Origin of the sequence: Bradyrhizobium sp. CCGB12 (genome assembly GCF_024199845.1) — a bacterium.
GTDB lineage: Bacteria > Pseudomonadota > Alphaproteobacteria > Rhizobiales > Xanthobacteraceae > Bradyrhizobium.
Window position 1 is genome coordinate 903,521 of the sequence record NZ_JANADO010000001.1, and the last position, 18,410, is coordinate 921,930.

General features: G+C 62.9%; 15 protein-coding genes. 11 read left to right on the forward strand and 4 right to left on the reverse strand.

The window, feature by feature from the left end:
- The first annotated feature begins 7 nt into the window (after positions 1-7).
- Together NLM27_RS04205 and NLM27_RS04210 are read left to right on the forward strand one after the other, a co-directional pair.
- A complete protein-coding gene (locus tag NLM27_RS04205; protein ID WP_254142145.1) occupies positions 8-652 on the forward strand; it encodes a ThuA domain-containing protein in 645 nt (214 codons plus the stop codon).
- Positions 649-1,698, forward strand: coding sequence for a LacI family DNA-binding transcriptional regulator (locus NLM27_RS04210; protein WP_254142146.1), 1,050 nt, complete (start codon positions 649-651; stop codon positions 1,696-1,698). The genes NLM27_RS04205 and NLM27_RS04210 overlap by 4 nt, the downstream gene beginning before the upstream one ends.
- Positions 1,699-1,744: 46 nt before the next feature.
- On the opposite strand, the gene NLM27_RS04215 is transcribed toward NLM27_RS04210, so the two are convergent.
- Genes NLM27_RS04215 through NLM27_RS04225 form a run of 3 tightly spaced genes read right to left on the reverse strand, consistent with a single transcriptional unit; the run spans position 1,745 to position 5,113 of the window.
- Positions 1,745-2,608: an ABC transporter permease gene (locus NLM27_RS04215; RefSeq protein ID WP_254142147.1), complete on the reverse strand. Its 864-nt coding sequence runs from the start codon at positions 2,606-2,608 to the stop codon at positions 1,745-1,747.
- On the reverse strand, positions 2,605-3,546 hold the full coding sequence (locus tag NLM27_RS04220; protein WP_254142148.1) for an ABC transporter permease: 942 nt from the start codon (positions 3,544-3,546) through the stop codon (positions 2,605-2,607). The genes NLM27_RS04215 and NLM27_RS04220 overlap by 4 nt, the downstream gene beginning before the upstream one ends.
- 55 nt (positions 3,547-3,601) lie before the next feature.
- Positions 3,602-5,113, reverse strand: coding sequence for an ABC transporter substrate-binding protein (locus NLM27_RS04225; RefSeq protein WP_254142149.1), 1,512 nt, complete (start codon positions 5,111-5,113; stop codon positions 3,602-3,604).
- Positions 5,114-5,366: 253 nt separating this feature from the next.
- Here NLM27_RS04225 and NLM27_RS04230 point away from each other — a divergent pair, with 253 nt between their 5' ends.
- The 8 genes from NLM27_RS04230 (at position 5,367) to NLM27_RS04265 (ending at position 16,254) form a co-directional block, all read left to right on the forward strand.
- Positions 5,367-6,533, forward strand: a complete 1,167-nt coding sequence (locus tag NLM27_RS04230) for an ROK family protein (protein ID WP_254142150.1) — start codon at positions 5,367-5,369, stop codon at positions 6,531-6,533.
- Positions 6,530-7,306, forward strand: coding sequence for a glucosamine-6-phosphate deaminase (gene nagB, locus NLM27_RS04235; protein ID WP_254142151.1), 777 nt, complete (start codon positions 6,530-6,532; stop codon positions 7,304-7,306). Before NLM27_RS04230 ends, nagB begins: the two co-directional genes overlap by 4 nt.
- A complete protein-coding gene (locus tag NLM27_RS04240) occupies positions 7,303-8,898 on the forward strand; it encodes a gamma-glutamyltransferase family protein (protein WP_254142152.1) in 1,596 nt (531 codons plus the stop codon). The genes nagB and NLM27_RS04240 overlap by 4 nt, the downstream gene beginning before the upstream one ends.
- Positions 8,899-8,936: 38 nt before the next feature.
- Positions 8,937-10,556: an ABC transporter ATP-binding protein gene (locus tag NLM27_RS04245; protein ID WP_254142153.1), complete on the forward strand. Its 1,620-nt coding sequence runs from the start codon at positions 8,937-8,939 to the stop codon at positions 10,554-10,556.
- 37 nt (positions 10,557-10,593) lie between these two features.
- Positions 10,594-11,823 (forward strand): Gfo/Idh/MocA family protein, encoded by a 1,230-nt coding sequence (locus NLM27_RS04250; RefSeq protein ID WP_254142154.1) that lies wholly within the window; start codon positions 10,594-10,596, stop codon positions 11,821-11,823.
- A gap of 692 nt (positions 11,824-12,515) precedes the next feature.
- A complete protein-coding gene (locus NLM27_RS04255) occupies positions 12,516-14,057 on the forward strand; it encodes a sugar ABC transporter ATP-binding protein (RefSeq protein ID WP_254142155.1) in 1,542 nt (513 codons plus the stop codon).
- Positions 14,054-15,046, forward strand: a complete 993-nt coding sequence (locus tag NLM27_RS04260; RefSeq protein WP_254142156.1) for an ABC transporter permease — start codon at positions 14,054-14,056, stop codon at positions 15,044-15,046. Before NLM27_RS04255 ends, NLM27_RS04260 begins: the two co-directional genes overlap by 4 nt.
- A gap of 56 nt (positions 15,047-15,102) precedes the next feature.
- Complete coding sequence (locus tag NLM27_RS04265) at positions 15,103-16,254, forward strand: substrate-binding domain-containing protein (protein ID WP_254142157.1); 1,152 nt, start codon at positions 15,103-15,105, stop codon at positions 16,252-16,254.
- A gap of 89 nt (positions 16,255-16,343) precedes the next feature.
- Here NLM27_RS04265 and NLM27_RS04270 read toward each other — a convergent pair whose 3' ends face one another.
- The gene (locus NLM27_RS04270; protein WP_254142158.1) at positions 16,344-17,138 is read right to left on the reverse strand and encodes a DeoR/GlpR family DNA-binding transcription regulator; all 795 of its coding nucleotides are present in this window, start codon (positions 17,136-17,138) and stop codon (positions 16,344-16,346) included.
- Between the two features lie 350 nt (positions 17,139-17,488).
- On the opposite strand from NLM27_RS04270, the gene deoC reads away from it, so the two are divergent.
- The gene (deoC, locus tag NLM27_RS04275) at positions 17,489-18,406 is read left to right on the forward strand and encodes a deoxyribose-phosphate aldolase (RefSeq protein ID WP_254148746.1); all 918 of its coding nucleotides are present in this window, start codon (positions 17,489-17,491) and stop codon (positions 18,404-18,406) included.
- The last annotated feature ends 4 nt before the right edge of the window (positions 18,407-18,410 follow it).

An 18,410-nucleotide genomic window follows, 5' to 3' on the forward strand; every position in this document is an offset into this window, starting at 1 on the left:
AATGACCATGCGCAAGGCAATGATTGTATGGGGCGGCTGGCCGGGACATGATCCCGATCTCTGTGCGTCGATGATCCGCGGCTGGCTCAAGGCGGAAGGCTTCGAGGTCCGGATCGAAACGACGACAGAGGCGTTCGGCGATCCGGCCATCCATGATCTTTCGTTGATCATCCCGATCTACACCATGTCGAAGATTGAGAAGGCGGACGCGCTCAATCTCTGCGCGGCGGTAAGGCGCGGCGTTGGGCTCGCCGGCCACCATGGCGGCATGTGCGATGCATTCCGCGATTCTGTGGACTACCAGTTCCTGTGTGGTGGGCAGTGGGTTGCGCATCCCGGCAACATCATCGATTACAAGGTCGACGTGACCAGGCCGGACGATCCCATCATGGAGGGCCTGAAAAGCTTCGAGCATCGTTCCGAGCAATATTACATGCATATCGACCCCGCCATTGAGGTGTTGGCGACGACGACCTTCACCGGTGAGCACGCGCCATGGATCGATGGCGTGGTGATGCCCGTGGTCTGGAAGAAGCGCTACGGCGCCGGCAAAGTCTTCTACTCCTCGCTCGGCCACCGCGCCTACGAGCTCGACGTACCGGAGATCCGAACGTTGATGACCCGCGGCATGCTGTGGGCGGCGCGCGAATGACTACTGGTGCGACGCAGCCGGCGATCCGCGCCACGCTCGAGGACGTGGCGCGTGCGGCGGGCGTTTCGCTCGCCACGGTCGATCGGGTCGTCAACCGGCGCGAGGGCGTGCGCGCCAAGACCGTCGCACGTGTGGAGGCCGCCGTCGCCAAGCTCGGCTACCGCGCCGACGCCGCGGCCGCACGGCTCGCGCGCGGGCAGAGTTTTCGCTTCGCCTTCGTGCTGCCGACCGGCAGCAACAGCTTCATGACCAATCTGACCGAACAGGTCGAGCGCGCCGCGGACTGGCTTGCAGGCCAGCGCGGCTTCATCGACATCCTGCATGTCGACGTGTTCGATCCGGACGTGCTCGCTGGCGCGCTGGAGAGTTTGTCGCCGGCCTATCAGGGCGTCGCCGTCGTTGCGCTCGATCATCCAAGGGTGCGCGCCGCGATCGACGAGCTCGCCGCGCGCGGGGTCGCGGTGGTGACCCTTGTGTCGGACGCGCCGAGCTCACGGCGCCTGCACTATGTCGGTATCGACAACCCGGCCGCGGGGCGGACCGCGGCGACGCTGATGGGGCGTTTCCTTGCCGGTTGCGAGGGGACGGTCGCCGTGATCGCGGGATCGTTGTCGCTGCGCGATCACACCGAGCGGCAGTTCGGCTTCCACCAGATCCTGTCCAGCGAGTATCCGAACCTGCTCGCGCTACCGGTCAGCGAAGGCCGCGACAACAGCGAGTGCACGCGGGAGCTCACCGCTGCGCTGCTCGCTCGTCATGCCGATCTCCGCGGCATATACTGCTGCGGCGCCGGAAACCGCGGGATCGCCGATGCGCTCGAGGCCTCCGGCCGCGCCCGCGAGGTAGTCTGGATCACCCATGAGCTGACTCAGTACACGCGGCGATTTCTGGTCCGCGGCACGCTTGATGCGATCATCAACCAGGATCCCGGCCACGAGGCGCGGTCTGCGGCGCGTGTCCTGCTCGCACATTGTTCGGCTGAGCCGATCAGCCCCGACCAGGAACGTATCCGCATCGACATTTTTCTGCGGGACAATCTGCCGTAATTGCCAGGAGCACCCAATTGTGGTCCCGGCATCCAGGCGTCTCTTTCTAGTGCCGGGGATTGAGAGCACTATTCAGACCATCACCGATGAGGTTGAAGCCGATCACGAGAGCGATGATTGCGAGGCCGGGCCAGAAAGCCATCCATGGCGCCTCGCCGAGGAACTGCCTGGCTACATCGAGCATGGCGCCCCAGGATGGCGCAGGTGGCAACTGACCAAGACCAAGAAATGCGAGGCTCGCTTCAGCCAGAACCGCAATTGCCATGGTGAGCGTCGCCTGCACGATGGTCGGTGCCAGTACATTTGGCAGAACTTGTCCAGCTAGGATGGCGAAATGACCGAGCCCTTGGGAGCGGGCCGCCGCGATATAATCCTCCGTGCGAACTACTAACGTTTCGGCACGTGCGACGCGGACAAAGACAGGGACCGCAGAAATACCTATCGCGATCATCGCATTTTCGAGGCTAGGGCCAAGAAACGCCGCCAGTGCAATCGCTAGTATGAGGAAGGGGCAAGCGAGGAGGGCATCAGCGAGGCGCGAGATCACCATGTCGGCGAGACCGCCGAAATAGCCGGCGACGAGACCGAGGGGGAGGCCAACAAAGACCGCGACGGTTACTGAAATCATGCCCGCCGCAAGAGAGGCTTGGGTGCCGAAGATAACACGCGAAAGTACGTCTCGACCGAGATCGTCCGTACCAAACCAATGCGCCGCACTGGGCGCCGCACGAACAGCCATCCAGTCCGGTGCGTTCGGATCATAGGGCGCGAGGTAGGTGGCAAACACCGCCAGTACGACAAAGAACAAAATGATCGCGCCGCCGATGATCGCAGAAGGTTCATGAAGCAAGCGGCGAAGCTCTGAGCGGCCCTGCCCATGTGCCCGCGGCGCGGTCTCAATTGTGCTCATGACCGCAGCCTCGGATTGAGCGCGGCATAAGCCAGGTCGGCAATCAGGCTCATGAGCAGAAAGATGGCTGCCGTGCAGAGCACGACGGCCTGGACCACGGCGTAGTCGCGGCTGAACACGCCATCAACGACCATCTTGCCAAAGCCGGGGATCGAAAAGACCTGTTCGGTCAGCACCGCTCCGGCCAGCAGCTCGCCGAATTGAAGCGTGCCGAGCGTGACGACCGGGATCAGCGCGTTCGGTAATGCGTGGCGCAGCACGATGGTGCCTTCGCGGACGCCCTTGGCGCGCGCGGTGCGCACATAGTCCTGCTTCATCGCCTGGATCATTGCGCTGCGGACATGGCGCATCATGATGGCAGCAGTTCCCGTGCCGAGCACCAGCGCAGGCATCAGCATCGTCAGCAGGTTTCGTCCCACGCTTTCGGAAGGCGGGACAAAACCTCCTGCGGGCAGCCAGCCGAGATTCACGGAGAACAGGAGGATGAGCATGATACCCAGCCAGAAGTGCGGAATGGAAAGTCCGGCCAGTCCGAACATGCTTGCGCCGTAGTCGAGCGGTGTCCCGCGCCACAACGCGGCAAAAATCCCGATCGGCAACCCGATGACCAGCGCGACCAGCATCGATAGGGTCGCAAGCTCAATCGTCACCGGCAGCTTCTCAACCAGCATTTTGCCGATCGGCAAGCGGGTCCGCACTGACGTGCCGAAATCACCCTGGATCACGGATTTGAGCCAGAAGGCGTATTGCACGGGGATTGGGTCGTTGAAGCGGTACTTCTGCCGAAGGTACTCCACGACTTCTGGATTATGCTCCTCGCCGGCCAGTGCCAGCGCGGGATCTCCGGGCAGCAGCTTCTGCAACCCGAAGACCATCATCGACACCAGCAATAGGGTCGGCAACGAGACGGCGAGGCGTCGAAGAAGCAGAGTCTTCATCGACGCGAACTATGGCTCACGCGGCTGAGGTGCTGCATGCGTAGCGCCCGGCGCATCAATTCGCCGGCTTGACGCCAACCAGCCGAAGCAGGCCGTCGGGGACCATCACGATGCCATCGACTGATTTGCGAGCCGCGAAGAACCAGTTCGGGTGATAAAGCGGAATCGATGACAGATTGCCGAGATATACGTCAGTGACCTTGGCGTAGAGCGCCCTGCGCTTGGTCTCGTCGGCTTCGGCCCGCGCTTGATTCAGCATCACATCGAGATCCTTGTTGCAGTACTTGTTGACGTTCTGCGAGCCTGCGCAGCTGAAAAAGGCGACCAGCGTCGGGTCCGGATCCGCGCGGCCGCTCCAGTTGCCGATATAGGCTTCGAAGTTGCCGTTCATGTAGCGCTCGATGGCCGTGGCGGTTTCCATCGGCAACAGCTTGACGTCAAAGCCGGCTTCACCCGCCATCGACTGGATGATCTGCGCGACCCGGGAATCGCCGGCGGTGTTCTCGAACTGGAGCTCCATCGGGACCCGGGTCATGCCGGCGGCGGCAATCATCGCCTTCGCCTTGGCGACGTCGCGAGCGGGGGCCTTGTGCGCGCTGTCGTAGAAGGGAGAGGAGGGCGGGATCATCTGGTTGTCCGCCAGGAACTCGCCGTTGAAGGCGACTTTATTGATGACGTTGCGATCGATCGCGAGTTCAAAGGCCTGGCGCAGCGTTGGGTTCTTGCCCAGTGGCGTATCGGCCTTCGCGCCTGCGCCGACGTTGAACATCAGATGCGAAACGGCAAGTCCCTTGCCGGAGTGCAGCTTAAGATTTGGGTCGTCGCGCACCGTCTTGAGGTCGGTCGGTGCGATACGTTCCGCGAGGTCGAGGTCGCCGGCCCGGACCCGCGACAATCGTACCGTTGAATCCGGGACATAGAAGTAGACGACCTCGTCATAGCCGATCTGTCCGGCGTTCCAGTAACCCGGATATTTCTTGAGGCGAATGAGGTCGCGCGATTTGCGCTCAACGAATTGATAGGGCCCGGCACAGACCGGGGCGGCTGCAAACTCGCCAGCCTTTTCCGCGGCGGCCTTGGGCGAAACCATCATGCCGGCGCGATCGCTGAGATTGGCAAGCAGCGGAACGAACGGCTCCGACAGATTGAATTTCACCTTGTCGGCCGCGAGCGCCTCGACGCTTTGGATCGGCGCAAGCTCGGCCTTGCGCTTCGAATCCGGCATCGTCTTCATGCGCTCGATATTGAACTTGACTGCGGTGGCATCGAATGGGGTGCCGTCGTGAAAGGTGACGTTGTTACGCAACGTGAACGTGATCGACTTGCCGTCCGCGGCCCACTCCCAGGATTCCGCGAGTTGCGGCACGATCTTGAGGTCAGGCGAGATATCAACGAGCTTGTCGCAGAGTGCCGCGAACACGAAGCGTCCGGTGTAGGTGCCGCTGAGCGCCGGATCGAGCGCATCGGGATCGTCCTGAAGGCCGACCCGCAGCGTTGCCGCGTTAGCCGAGGTCAGGCTCGACGCAATCGTGAAAAATGCCGCCAGCGCGATTCCGATCCGTTTCATTTCGGAGGTCCTTTCGTCCCTAGGCTCTGCTTCCGAGCGGGAAGACAAGCATGGCGGGCCACATTTGTAAATATAACGAACAAATGGAACCCTATTCCTGCAATAAATCCTCTAGCCATTGCGTTGCAACGTAGGAAATCATCAGAGAACACCCTTGACGAGCACCGCGTCGGACGATTTAGTTCTGAAGGTGGACTAATTGGATAGGTTTATGCAGGACGCCCCGTCTTCTCCCGTTGCGCGACAGCAATCCGTGCGTCTTGTAGTTGAGCGTTTGCTGCGCGACCGCTCGGTATCGCGCGCTGAAATCGCGCGCAGCACGGGCCTGTCCAAACAGACCATCTCGGAAGTGATGCGCGATCTCGAGCGCGAAGGCTGGGTGCACGAGGACGGGCAAACCCAGGGCAACGTCGGACGAAGCGCGGTGACCTATGCGCTTCGGCCGGACGCTGCCTTTGTGCTGGGCATCGACCTCGGCGGCACGAAACTGCATGTCGCGCTGGCGGATCTGCACGGCAAGATCGTTGCCGAGAGCATCGAACCTACGTCAAGCGATGGCGGCCGTGCCGTTGTCGCGCAGATCGGGCGCATGAAGGATGCGTTGCTGCAGCAGGCCAATGTCCCCGCACTGCGCTTGCGCGGTGGCGTGATGGGAAGTCCAGGCATGGTCGATCCGGGATCGGGCAGCATCGTCATCGCGCCCAACATTCCCGGGCTCGACAGCCTGGACGTGAAGGCGGCATTGCGCGAGCAACTTGGAATCGAGGTCGCCATCGAGAATGACGTCAATCTCGCCGCGATCGGGGAGCATTGGCGCGGCAGCAGCCGCACGATACGCAGCTTCGCCTTCATCGCAGTCGGCACCGGCATTGGCATGGGTATCTTTTCGGATGGCAGCCTCGTGCGCGGCGCGCGAGGTGCTGCCGGCGAGATCGCTTACCTGCCGCTCGGCGGTGATCCCTATGACGCGCGTGGCCTGAGGTACGGCACGCTGGAGTCTGCCGTCGGCAGCGCCGGCATCGTCGAACGCTATGCCGGGCTCGGTGGTGCGCCCGGCCACACCGTGCGCGATGTCTTCGATCGGCTGGACACCGAGGAAGCGGCCCGGATCACGGTCGATGAGATCGGCCGGATCCTCTCGACCGCCATTCTTGCCGTGCACAGTGTGCTCGACCCCGAAATCATCATTTTGGGCGGGAGTATCGGTGCGCGGCCCGAGTTGAAGCACCGTATCGACGACTATCTGGAGCGCTGCATGCTCCAACCGGTTCGCATCGAGCTCAGCACGCTCGGCAATCGCGCCACGCTGATCGGTGCGATCGGCAGCGCGATCGACCTCGTGCACCGTTCGCTGTTCGGCATCGGCAGCGGGTCGGGGCCTCTCGCGCTGCCCTTTGCGGCGGCTGAATTCGCGGCATGAAAGAGTACACGCCAAGCGTCGAGATTGTCGGAAGCGCCGCTGCCGCTGCGGAACGAGCGGCTGAGCGCATCATCGCATGGATGAGCAATCGGTCGCCGCTCACCCTTGGCCTTGCGACGGGAGCGACGATGACGCCGCTCTATGCCCGTCTTGTTGCGGCTCACCGCGCAGGTCTCATCTCGTTTCGCGAGGTAACCAGCTTCAACCTCGATGAATATGTCGGCGTCGCCGCCGGGTCTCCGGCAAGCTTCCATCGCTATATGCAGGACCATCTGTTGGAGCATGTGGATATCGAAGCCGCACGGGCCAGGATCCCCAATGGCATGGCTGACGATGTCGCGGCGGAGGCGGCTTCCTATGAGGAGCAGATCGCAGCCAGCGGCGGCATCGATTTACTGCTGCTCGGCATCGGCGCAAACGGTCACATCGGCTTCAACGAGCCAGGCTCGAATTTCGCCTCGCGAACCCGCGAGGTCAGCCTCGACGAGACGACGCGCATTGCAAACGCGGGCGGCTTTTCGGACCTCGCGTCGGTTCCGCGGCGTGCGATCACGATGGGCGTCGCGACAATCCTGGAAGCCCGGCACATCCTTCTGATCGCAACGGGATCGGAGAAGGCGGCCGCAGTCGCAGCAGCAATTGAAGGCCCGATCGGCTCGGCTTGTCCCGCCTCGGCGCTTCGGCTGCACCGCAACGTCGAAATCATCTGCGATGAACAGGCTGCCGCCGCACTGGCCACATGGCCCCAGAAGAAGGATCGGAGACGGGCATGAGCTGGCGACAGCGCGATTTCATGGTGCCGGGACGTTCGCTGGCGGTCGGTGATCGCGGCATGGCCGCGGCCTCTCATCCCGCCGTTGCACTGGCCGCGGTGGAGATGCTTCGTGGCGGCGGCAACGCAGTTGATGCCGCGATTGCTGCCATTGCGCTCCAGGGCGTTATCGACCCGCACATGACCGGCATCGGCGGTGACTGTTTTGCGATCTACGCGCCGGCATCGGGAAAGCCTGTGGCTGTCAACGGCTCTGGCAGGGCCCCGCTGAAGGCCGACCTCGGCTGGTTTCGGCAACAGGGGCTGGCGTCGATCCCCGACGATTCGCCCCATGCTGTCACCGTTCCGGGGGCTGTCGATGCGTGGTGCCGGCTTTCTGCCGATTACGGCTCGAAAGGTTTGGACGAGGTTCTGGCTCCTGCGATCCGCGCAGCCGAGACCGGCTTCGTGGTCACCCCGCGCGCGGCGCTGGATTGGGCACGCTATGCCAATCGCCTCGAGCGACATCAGACCGGCGTTCCGGCTTACCTGCCTGGTGGAACTGCGCCTACCGTCGGAGCCAGGCTCAGCCATCCTGCCCTCGGCGCGACGCTGCGCCGGATTGCGCGCGAAGGGCGCAGCGCGTTCTACGAAGGTGCCGTTGCGGACGAAATCGTTGCGACATTGAAGGCGCTGGGTGGCTTGATGCAACTCGAGGATCTGGCGCGCGCTCGATCCGACTACGTTGCGCCGATTTCTGCCGACTACCGTGGTCATGAAATCTGGCAATGTCCGCCCAACGGGCAGGGTGTTGCGGCGCTGCTGATCGCCCGCATCCTTGCCGGCTTTGACATAGCCGACCCGGCACTCAGCGAAGCCGACCGCATCCATCTCCTCGCCGAGGCGACCAAGGCGGCTTACCGGCAGCGCGACGCGCTGGTCGCCGACCCCGCGTTCCGCCCGCTCGACGTCGACGCGCTGCTCTCGGAGCGAACAGTTGCGGTATTGCGAGCCCGCATCGGCCGGGAGCGCGCGAGCGAACCGACGGTGTTCGACATGCCCGTCCATCGCGACACGGCCTACGTGGCGGTCGCGGATCGCGACGGTAACATGTTGTCCTTGATCAATTCGTTGTTCTTCGCCTTCGGCAGCGGCATCTACGCCCCGCGTTCGGGCGTGCTTCTGCAAAATCGCGGCGCGGGATTTTCGCTTGTCGAGGGGCATCCCAATGCGATCGCGCCGCGCAAGCGTCCTTTCCACACCATCATTCCGGGCCTGCTCGCCAAGGACGGCAAGCCGACCATGGCCTTTGGCGTCATGGGTGGACAATATCAAGCCACCGGCCACATCCAGATCCTGAGCGGTGTGCTTGATCGCGGCCTCGACGTTCAGCAATCGTCGGACATGCCGCGAAGCTTTGCCTTCGACGGTGTGCTGACGCTTGAGCCGACGATTCCCGCCTCCATCGCGGACGATCTGATCGGACGCGGTCATCGCGTCGTCTGGGCGGACGAGCCGCTCGGCGGCTGTCAGGCCGTGCACCTCGACACATTCCGGGGCGTCATGTTCGGCGCCTCCGATCATCGCAAGGACGGGATTGCGCTCGCGGTCTGAACGGGAAAGGGCGGAAACACAATGCCGGATCAGATGACATGAAGGAGGTGGCAGAGGCGATCCTATCCATCGAACACCTGACGCTGGCGCTGCCGTCAGGTGCGGATCGCGTCTTTGCCGTCGAGGACGTCTCCCTTGCGTTGCACCCTCGGCAGATCCTTTGCGTTGTCGGTGAATCCGGCTCCGGCAAATCGGTCTGCGCCTCGGCGGTGATGGGCCTCTTGTCGAAGGAGATCCGCTGGACTGCGGGGAGCATCCGGTTCGAGGGTCGTGATTTGCGTGATCTCTCCGCTGCAAAATGGCGGAACCTGCGCGGCCAGCGGATCGCCATGATCTTCCAGGAACCGATGACGGCGCTCAACCCGGTGATCAGGATCGGCGACCAGATTACGGAAGCCTTCGAGGCGCACAACCAACTGACGACAGCCGAACGCGAGGTGCGTGTACGCGCACTGCTCGAGGAGGTCGGCTTGCGCGATCCGGAGCGCATCATTCGCAGTTATCCGCATCAATTGTCAGGCGGACAGCGTCAGCGCGCCATGATCGCAATGGCCCTGGCGCTCGAACCCTCGATTTTGGTGGCGGACGAACCGACCACGGCGCTCGATGTCACCACGCAGGCGCAGATCCTTCGGCTGATCCGCGATATCCAGCAGCGGCGTGGCATGGCGGTGTTGTTCATCACCCACGATTTCGGCGTTGTTGCCGACATCGCCGACCGCGTCGCAGTCATGGAGAAGGGGCGTGTCGTCGAGCAGGGGACCGTCGAGGAGGTCCTTGAGCGTCCATGGCATCCCTATACGCAGCGGCTGCTCGCAGCGGTGCCATGCGGGGTTCCGCGGGCACCAAGCCAGGACGCGGATGCGCCGACCGCCTGCGCGGCATTGGGGCTCGTGAAGACCTACAAGAGCAACGACTGGTTCAGTCCGCCGACAGAAGTGGCCGCCGTGAAGAGCGTGAGCTTTGAGATCAGCCGCGGCGAGACGCTCGGCCTGGTCGGGGAGTCGGGCTCGGGCAAGAGCACGATCGGGCGGCTCGTGATGCGTCTCACCGACGCAGATGCTGGGGTCGTGCGCATCGGCGAGCTGAACTTCTTCGAGGCCCGTGGATCGGACCTGCGCACCGCCCGGAAGCACATTCAAATGGTGTTCCAGGATCCGTTCGCCTCGCTCAATCCACGTCGCCGCGTCGGACAAATCATCGCCGATGGACCCATTGCGCACGGCATCCCGGCATCGCAGGCGTTTGCGCGTGCCAGGCAATTGCTGGCACTGGTCGGGCTCGACGCCGGCGCGGCGCAACGCTACCCGCATGAATTCTCTGGCGGGCAGCGCCAGCGGATCGGTATTGCACGCGCGCTAGCGTTGGATCCGGAGGTGCTCGTGGCCGACGAGCCGGTGTCCGCACTCGATGTCTCGGTCCAGGCGCAGGTGCTCGCGCTGCTCGAGACATTGAAGAAAGAGCTGCGGCTGGCCGTCCTTTTCATCACGCACGATCTCAACGTCGCGGCCCAGGTCTGCGATCGGATCGCGGTGATGCGGCATGGCGAGATCGTCGAGATCAAGCCGACGGCGGAATTGCTGAGCCGGCCCGAGCATCCCTATACCCAGGCACTGCTGGCGGCCATTCCGGGTCGACAGCGGAGAGGGGCGCATTGATCTAAGACGGCGATCGTCATTGGAGGAGGTCTCTGAAATGCAGAAGCTCGCTGAACTTCCGGTGTTGCGCGTCGGGCTGGTCGGAAGCGGCTTCATTGCCGCATTTCACCTGCAGTCGATGCTTGGCGTGCGCAACGTCAGCATCGGTGGCGTCTACAGTCGCTCTGCCGAGCGGCGGACGCGCATCGCGGAGAAAGCGCGCAGTCTCGGGCTTGGACCGGCGCGTGTATTCGACAGCATCGAGGCGATGGCGACCTCCGGTGAGGTCGATGCGCTCTGGCTTTTGACGCCGAACGATACGCGTCTCGATATCATGCGAGAGATTCATAGGGTGACGAAGTCAGGCGCCCCGCTGCGCGCCGTGGCCTGCGAAAAGCCGCTGGCGCGCACACTCGCGGAAGCACGCGAGATGCGCAACCTTGTCGAGGATGCCGGCTTGCTGCACGGCTATCTGGAGAACCAGTTGTTCTCGACCGCGGTGACGCGGGGCAAGGACATCATCTGGCGGCGTGCCGTGCCGGGGAGCGGACGTCCCTATCTCGCCCGCGCCGCAGAGGAACACTCCGGACCTCACGAGCCCTGGTTCTGGCAAGGCGACAAGCAGGGCGGCGGCGTGCTCTCCGACATGATGTGCCATTCGGTCGAAGTCGCGCGCTTCATGCTGACGGCGCCCGGGGCAAGCCGCGACAGCCTGCGGCTGGTCAGTGCCAGCGCAACGACGGCCAATCTCAAATGGACGCACCCGCGCTACGCCGCCGACCTCAAGGCGCGGATGGGAATCGATTTCGCAAGTCGTCCGGTCGAAGACTTCGCGCGCGGCATTTTGACAATGGAAGACAAGGACGGGCACCAGGTCCTGATCGAAGCGACCACGTCGTGGGCCTATGTCGGGGCCGGCCTGCGCATCCAGCTCGAATTGCTCGGGCCGGAATACTCCATGGAGTTCTCATCACTCTCGACCGGCCTCAAGGTCTTCCTCGCCCGCACACTCAGCGGATCTGAAGGTGAAGACCTCATCGAAAAGCAGAATGCCGAGCAGGGTCTGATGCCCGTCGTCGAGGACGAAGCCGGCATCTATGGCTACACGGACGAAAACAGGCACATGGTCGAAGCGTTCAGGCGCGCCGTCAGTCCTGCTGAAACATTCGACGATGGTGTGGGGGTCATGGAAATGCTGATGGGGCTGTACCGTTCAGCGGAACTCGGCCGCACCGTGCATTTCCCAGATCCGGACCTTGAGCATTACGTCCCTCTCGTCGCGCGATAGTGGCACAGCCCAGTGAACGAGTGACACACTGACAGCGCTGGTGACTAGAAGGCTCGGCGACACGCGACGCTTGAGGGCGGTGGCCATTCTTTGGCGCCAACCATGTAAGAGAACGGCTCTGCGTTACTCAGTCCCATGCTGATAAGTTAATACGCATGCGCGTTGCATAGCATTCGCCGCCGCCATCAAAGCGGAACACCGGCATTTGCCGGCTGGTTGGCTCGCGGCGCTTGAAGTCCCAACCCCGACACAAATCCGGGATTGGCGGAGATTCCCTTTCCGCTTGTCGCGGCGCGAGCGCTCTTGGAGGTTTCCTCGAACCAGCTCCGGGTGTGATGCGCGGGCGGCTGAGCGCATTCACTTTGGCCGCGCTCTGACGCGACGTCTGACGACATGAACAGTACGGGCGGTCGCGCGTCCAAGGACCGACCTGTACCGCTCACAGTGGTTTGCGATTGCTGGCCTTCTCCCGGCGGGGAGGTGTCGCGCTTCAGTCTTGTTAGCCCCGATCCTCTACGTTCGCCGGGCACTATCTCCCATTGACAGCCGGCCTTGTATGATAGAATTATAACATAGTAAGTTGTAATAATAACAATATGTCACCTTCGTAGCAGCGGTGTGCGGAGCGGGAGGAGAATTTGGAGCCGTTTGGTTCGGTTGCAACACAGCCCCGACCGCCGATACCGCTTGTGATGGTCAACGGCATCAGCAAGAGCTTTGGCGGCGTGCGTGCGCTGCGCGCCGTGAACCTCGAGGTCCGTGCCGGCGAGGTGCACGCGCTGCTCGGCGAGAACGGTGCCGGGAAATCCACGCTGATCAAGATACTCAGCGGCGTTCATGCCCTTGACAGCGGCGCGATCGAGATCGCGGGCGCGGGCGTGGCGTTCGACAGCCCGGCGAAGTCACGCGAAGCGGGCATCGCCGTCGTCTACCAGGATTTAAGTCTCGTTGAATCGCTCAACGTCGGCGACAATCTGATGCTCGGCCGCGAGCCGCGAACCCGCTTCGGGTTTGTCAGGAAGCGCGAGCTGATGGCGCAGGCCGGAGCGTTCCTGACGCAACTTGGCATTCCCCTCGACATCAAGGCGACGGTGGGGTCGCTGCCTTTCGCCTACCGGCAGATGACCGAGATCGCAAAGGCGCTGATGGGTGACGTGCGGCTGCTCATCCTCGATGAGCCAACGTCCTCGCTGACGTCGGACGAGGTCGGGATTCTCTTCGATGCGATCGGGAAGGTGACGCGCCGCGGTGTCGGCGTGATCTACGTCACCCATCGATTGAACGAGGTCTTCGAGATCGCGCAGCGTGTCACCGTGCTGCGCGACGGCGCCAATGCCGGTACGTTCGTCACCGCCGACACCGACATGAAGCGCCTTGTGAACGCGATTGTCGGGACGGATCGATCGACGCCGGTGGTGTCGCGGGCCGGGCCGCAGGCAACGCGCGCATTCAATTCGTCTCCGGTCCTGTCGCTGTCGAACGTCTCCAACGACCGGCTGCGCGCGGTCGACCTATCTGTCATGAAAGGTGAGATACACGGGCTCGCCGGATTGATCGGGAGCGGACGCACCGAGATTCTGGAGACCGCGTTCGGCCTCCGGCCGATCGAGAGCGGCACGTTCGAGATCGACGGGAAGCGATGGTTGCCGAAGAGCCCGGCGGACGCGATCGATCAGGGGATCGCCCTGGTGCCGGAAGATCGTCATGTGCAGGGCCTGGTCCTTGATCATTCGATCGAGCGCAACGTCACGCTGTCGCGGCTGCCCTATTTCTCGCGGTGGGGCTGGATGCAGCAACGTGCGGCTATCAGGCGCGCTGAAACCGCAATCGGCAAGCTCGCGGTGAAGGCGCAAGGGGCGTCGAGCCTGGTCAGGACGCTTTCCGGCGGCAACCAGCAGAAGGTCGTGTTCGGAAAATGGAACGATCCAAGGCCGCTTGTGCTGCTTCTTGACGAACCCACCGTCGGTGTCGACGTCGGTGCGCGCGAGGAGATCTACGGAGTGATCCGGCATGCCGTCAGCGACGGCGCCGGCGTTCTCGTCGTCTCGTCTGACCTCGTCGAGTTGATCGAGCTCTGCGACCGCATCTCCGTGATCGTCAACGGTCGCGTCGCCAGAACCCTGGTGCGCGGCGAAATCGACGATGCCGAGGAACTGCACCATCTGCTCCAGTTGTTCCAGGCATCAAGCCAGGACGCATTCGACAAAGGCGCACTTCAAGAGCTGCCAGCATGACCGATCTCATCGCCCCCAACGTCGTCGCGACGCCTACGCCATCCGATCGCCGCCGCAAGCTCTTGCAAAAGCTGTTGCGCGGTGATCGACCGTACATGCTCTACATCGCCTTCGTGATCCTACTCGTCGTATTCAGCCTGTCTTCGCCGTGGTTCCTGTCGGTCGAGAATTTTCTGAACATCGGTCGGCAGACGACGCTGGTATCGATCATCGCGGTGGGCATGACCTTTGTCATCGTCGCGCGCCAGATCGATCTTTCCGTTGCATCGACACTGGCGTTGTCGGGCATGGCGGCCGCCCTGGCGATGAGCCACATCAACAACAGCTGGATCGTCGGCGCCGTGGCCGGGCTCGGAACCGGCGCGCTGGTGGGACTGCTCAACGGCATCCTGACCACACAGCTCTCGATCCCGTCCTTCCTGGTGACGCTCGGCACGCTGAGCATGGCGCGGGGACTGGCGATGATGGTGACTAACACCAAGCCGGTCATCATCACTAACGAAACCTATTTTGCGATCTTCGGCGAAGGCACGTTCTTGGGGATGCCGGTGCCGATCGCCTGGACGTTCGCGGCGATGATCGTAGGCATCCTGCTTCTGCACTACAACGTCTTCGGCCGGCGAATCTATGCCGTCGGCGGCAATCCGACTGCGGCACTCTATTCCGGCATCAACACCAAATGGGTGACGACATCGGCCTTTGTCCTCACCGGCGTTCTGGCCGGTCTTGCCGCGCTGGTGCTGTCGGCGCGATCGCATGCAGCGCGGCCCGATGTCGTGCAGGGTATGGAGCTCGACGTCATTGCGGCAGTGATCCTCGGCGGCTGCAGCCTGTTCGGTGGACGCGGCTACATCCTGGGGACGCTGTTCGGTAGCCTGATCATCGGCACGCTCAACAACGGCCTCGTGCTGCTCGGCGTCAGCTCGCCGATGCAGCTCGTGATCAAGGGCGCAATCATCGTCGCCGCCGTCGCTTTTACGAAACGCTGATAGGGGCAAGGTCGCTGGCCTCAGGTCAAATCGGCGACCAAAACGGGAGGAAAACCATGAAGCCAATCTTGCGACAAACCCTGCCGCTAACCGCACTCATCGCCGCGGCAGCCGTTTCGATCGCTGCCTCGGCCCACGCGGAAGTGCCCGCGACCTGTGTCAAGGGCGTCGATCTTGCATCGCTCGGACCGAAATCGATTGTCGGTCAAGGGCCCCACGGCGAAAAGGCCGCTTCGCCGGAGGTGCTCGCGCTTTCGGAAGCAGATGCTGCCAAGATAAGGGGTCGCCACTTCAAGGTTGGCATCTCCATGCAGACGGTCAATCTCGACTGGTCGCAGCTGCAGATCCAGGGCATCACCGACACGCTGAAGAAATACGGTGTGACGGTGACGGGCGTGGCGTCCGCCGAGTATCAGGTGGACAAGCAGATCGCCGATATCGAGAACACCATCCAGCAGCACCCGGACGGCATCATCTCGATCCCGGTCGATTTCACCGCGACCGCGCCAACCTACAAGAAGATCGCCAAGGCCGGCATCAAGCTGGTGCTGATGGATAGCATTCCGACCGGCCTGAAGCACCCCGAGGAATATGCCGCGATGGTCTCTGCGGACAGCCAGGGCAACGGCCAGATCGCAGCACAAATCCTTGCGTCCTGCGTCGCACAGGGCGGCACGATCGGACTGGTCAATTTCGGCGTCGATTACTTCAGCACCAACGAGCGGACCAAGGGCGTTCGGGAGTGGATGGCGAAGAACCGGCCGGATATCAAGATGAAGCAGGTCGATTTCACCGACCCGCCCAAGGTGTCGCAGATCGCAGGCGACTTCCTCACCGGCAATCCCGACATCAAGGGACTGTTCGCCGTTTGGGACCAACCGGCGCTGGACACGCTGAGCTCGATGCGGGCTCAAGGCATCGACATTCCCGTCACGACGGTCGACCTCGGCCTGCAATCCGCAATCGAGGTCGCCAAGGGCGGGCCGTTGAAGGCGACCGGCTCGCAGCGTCCCTATGATCAAGGCGTCGCGGAGGCGATGGCCATGATGAACGCGCTTCTCGGCAAGGAAACGCCAGGCTGGATCGGTGTGCAGTCCCTGCCGGTGACCCAGTCGAACGTGCTGGAGTCCTACAAGACGGTGTTCAAGAAGGAGCCGCCGCCGGAACTGGTCAACGCCTGCACCAAGGCGAAGCCCGCCTGCAACTGATCTCGGCCGGCGATGCGCGGCCTCGCGCGAGCGGCCGCCTATCGTCGCCGCGCAAACTTCATCGCGGACGAGGCGCAGCCTCGTCCGCATCATGTTGCGCTGGTCACATACTCCACGGGCAGGCTGCGGAAGTGCTTGCGCATCTCTGACGACACCGACCCGCCGACGATGATCCGCGAAAACGCTGAGATGTCCGAGAAGGATGCCGGTTTGAGGCTGCCGAGCTTGCTGGCATCGACCACGAGGATGCTCTCCATCGCAGAGGCGATGACGGCTTGCTTGATCGCGACTTCATGAAAGTTGGAGCAACTGGCGCCGCGGGTCCAATGCAGGCCGCCAGCGGATATGAAGGCCTTGTTGATCCCGAGCCGCCGCAGATAGGACAAGCCGTCATCCGACGAGAATGACTGCGATGAGGGATGGTAGAGCCCGCCCATCAGCATCACCTGCGTTGCCGGACGCCGGGTGACGATCGACGCCACGTTCAGCGAATAGCAGATCACCGAGAGAGGCAGATCGTCGGGCAGGCAGTCCGCCAGCGACTGCATCGTGGTTCCGCAGTCGATGAAGATCGTGTCGCCTTCCTTGATCGAGGCAGCGGCGGACCGGCAGGCGAGACGCTTGTCCTGGGTGTGCTGGTCGATCTCCTGCTCGAACGCGTACTTGACCCCGGTCGGCGAAGCCGCGTTCACGACATAGCCGCCGAGCAAGGCAAGCGCGGCTTCAGGACCTGCAAGGTCGCGCCGCACCGTCATTTCGGAGACCCCGAGAAGCTCGGCGGCGTCCTTCAGGTGCAGCGCGCCGTTGCTCTCGACGGCGCGACGCAGCCGTTGGAGGCGTTGGACGCGTGTCTCGCTTGGTCGTGAGTTCGGTGATTCAGCCATTTTTTTCGCCGAGTCTGCTTATCCGATTGACAATGAACTACAATGTTGTGAGTTTATCAACGAAGAAATGTTGGAATAATAACATTTAGTCCGCGGCAGGGGCCGATTCCTGGCGATGGGTTTAGCGTCGGCGGGCGGCAAGGTCTAACGGGCAAGGTCAGGGAGGTTCACATGTTGCGATCGGCACATTCAGTCTATCTGGCGATCTCGCCGATTCGCTAGGACCGGACAGTGCCTCGATGACGCAGAGCGTCTTGATACAAAATTCGTCCGCCGCGCCGGTGCAGCCGCATGCCCGGGGCGAGGGGCGTGCGCATCCGGCGTCGCGCAACAGCGGGCGCGCGCTCGAGATGGATTGGGTCGATGAGATCAGGATCAATCTGTCGGCTGCCGAGCGGCGCGTTGCGAGTTTGCCGGGCCGACGAACGGTTAAGAAGGATGCGCAGGCGGCGTGGCTTCTGAAAGCGATCACCTGCATCGACCTAACGACTCTCAACGGGGACGATACCGCGGAGCGCGTGAAGCGCCTTTGCGCCAAGGCGAAGGCGCCGGTACGGGGCGACATCCTCGATTCGCTCGGCTTTGCCGACCGTCACCTGCACACCGGTGCGGTCTGCGTCTATCACCGTTTCGTTGCGACCGCGGTCGAGGCGCTCGATGGATCCGGCATCCCGGTTGCCGCGGTCTCGACCGGATTTCCAGCGGGTCTCGTACCGCACGACCTGAAGCTGAAAGAGATCGACGCGTCAGTCAAAGACGGTGCACAGGAGATCGACATCGTCATTACCCGCGAGCACGTGCTGACCGGCGATTGGCGCGCGCTCTACGCGGAGGTCAGGGATTTTCGCGCGGCCTGCGGCAACGCGCATCTGAAGACGATTCTGGCCACGGGTGATCTCAAGACTCTGCGCAACGTCGCCAAGGCATCGATGGTCTGCATGATGGCGGGGGCTGATTTCATCAAGACCTCCACAGGCAAGGAAGGCGTCAACGCGACGCTGCCCGTGACGCTTGCGATGCTGCGGATGATCCGCGCGTATCAGGAGCGAACCGGCTACAAGATCGGCTTCAAGCCGGCCGGAGGAATCTCGACGGCAAAGGACGTGCTCACCTATCAATTCCTGATGAAGGAGGAATTGGGGCGCGACTGGCTCGAGCCGGATCTGTTCCGCATCGGTGCCTCGAGCCTGCTCGCTGATATCGAGCGCCAGCTCGAGCATCATGTCACTGGCCGCTACTCGGCCTTCAACCGTCACCCCGTGGGATGAGACT

Bases quoted from the DNA above. Each gene is read 5' to 3' on its own strand.
- NLM27_RS04205 (WP_254142145.1), top strand. From the start codon at position 8: ATGCGCAAGGCAATGATTGTATGGGGCGGCTGGCCGGGACATGATCCC.
- NLM27_RS04210 (WP_254142146.1), top strand. From the start codon at position 649: ATGACTACTGGTGCGACGCAGCCGGCGATCCGCGCCACGCTCGAGGAC.
- NLM27_RS04215 (WP_254142147.1), bottom strand. From the start codon at position 2,608: ATGAGCACAATTGAGACCGCGCCGCGGGCACATGGGCAGGGCCGCTCA.
- NLM27_RS04220 (WP_254142148.1), bottom strand. From the start codon at position 3,546: ATGAAGACTCTGCTTCTTCGACGCCTCGCCGTCTCGTTGCCGACCCTA.
- NLM27_RS04225 (WP_254142149.1), bottom strand. From the start codon at position 5,113: ATGAAACGGATCGGAATCGCGCTGGCGGCATTTTTCACGATTGCGTCG.
- nagB (WP_254142151.1), top strand. From the start codon at position 6,530: ATGAAAGAGTACACGCCAAGCGTCGAGATTGTCGGAAGCGCCGCTGCC.
- NLM27_RS04240 (WP_254142152.1), top strand. From the start codon at position 7,303: ATGAGCTGGCGACAGCGCGATTTCATGGTGCCGGGACGTTCGCTGGCG.
- NLM27_RS04245 (WP_254142153.1), top strand. From the start codon at position 8,937: ATGAAGGAGGTGGCAGAGGCGATCCTATCCATCGAACACCTGACGCTG.
- NLM27_RS04250 (WP_254142154.1), top strand. From the start codon at position 10,594: ATGCAGAAGCTCGCTGAACTTCCGGTGTTGCGCGTCGGGCTGGTCGGA.
- NLM27_RS04255 (WP_254142155.1), top strand. From the start codon at position 12,516: ATGGTCAACGGCATCAGCAAGAGCTTTGGCGGCGTGCGTGCGCTGCGC.
- NLM27_RS04260 (WP_254142156.1), top strand. From the start codon at position 14,054: ATGACCGATCTCATCGCCCCCAACGTCGTCGCGACGCCTACGCCATCC.
- NLM27_RS04265 (WP_254142157.1), top strand. From the start codon at position 15,103: ATGAAGCCAATCTTGCGACAAACCCTGCCGCTAACCGCACTCATCGCC.
- NLM27_RS04270 (WP_254142158.1), bottom strand. From the start codon at position 17,138: ATGGCTGAATCACCGAACTCACGACCAAGCGAGACACGCGTCCAACGC.
- deoC (WP_254148746.1), top strand. From the start codon at position 17,489: ATGGATTGGGTCGATGAGATCAGGATCAATCTGTCGGCTGCCGAGCGG.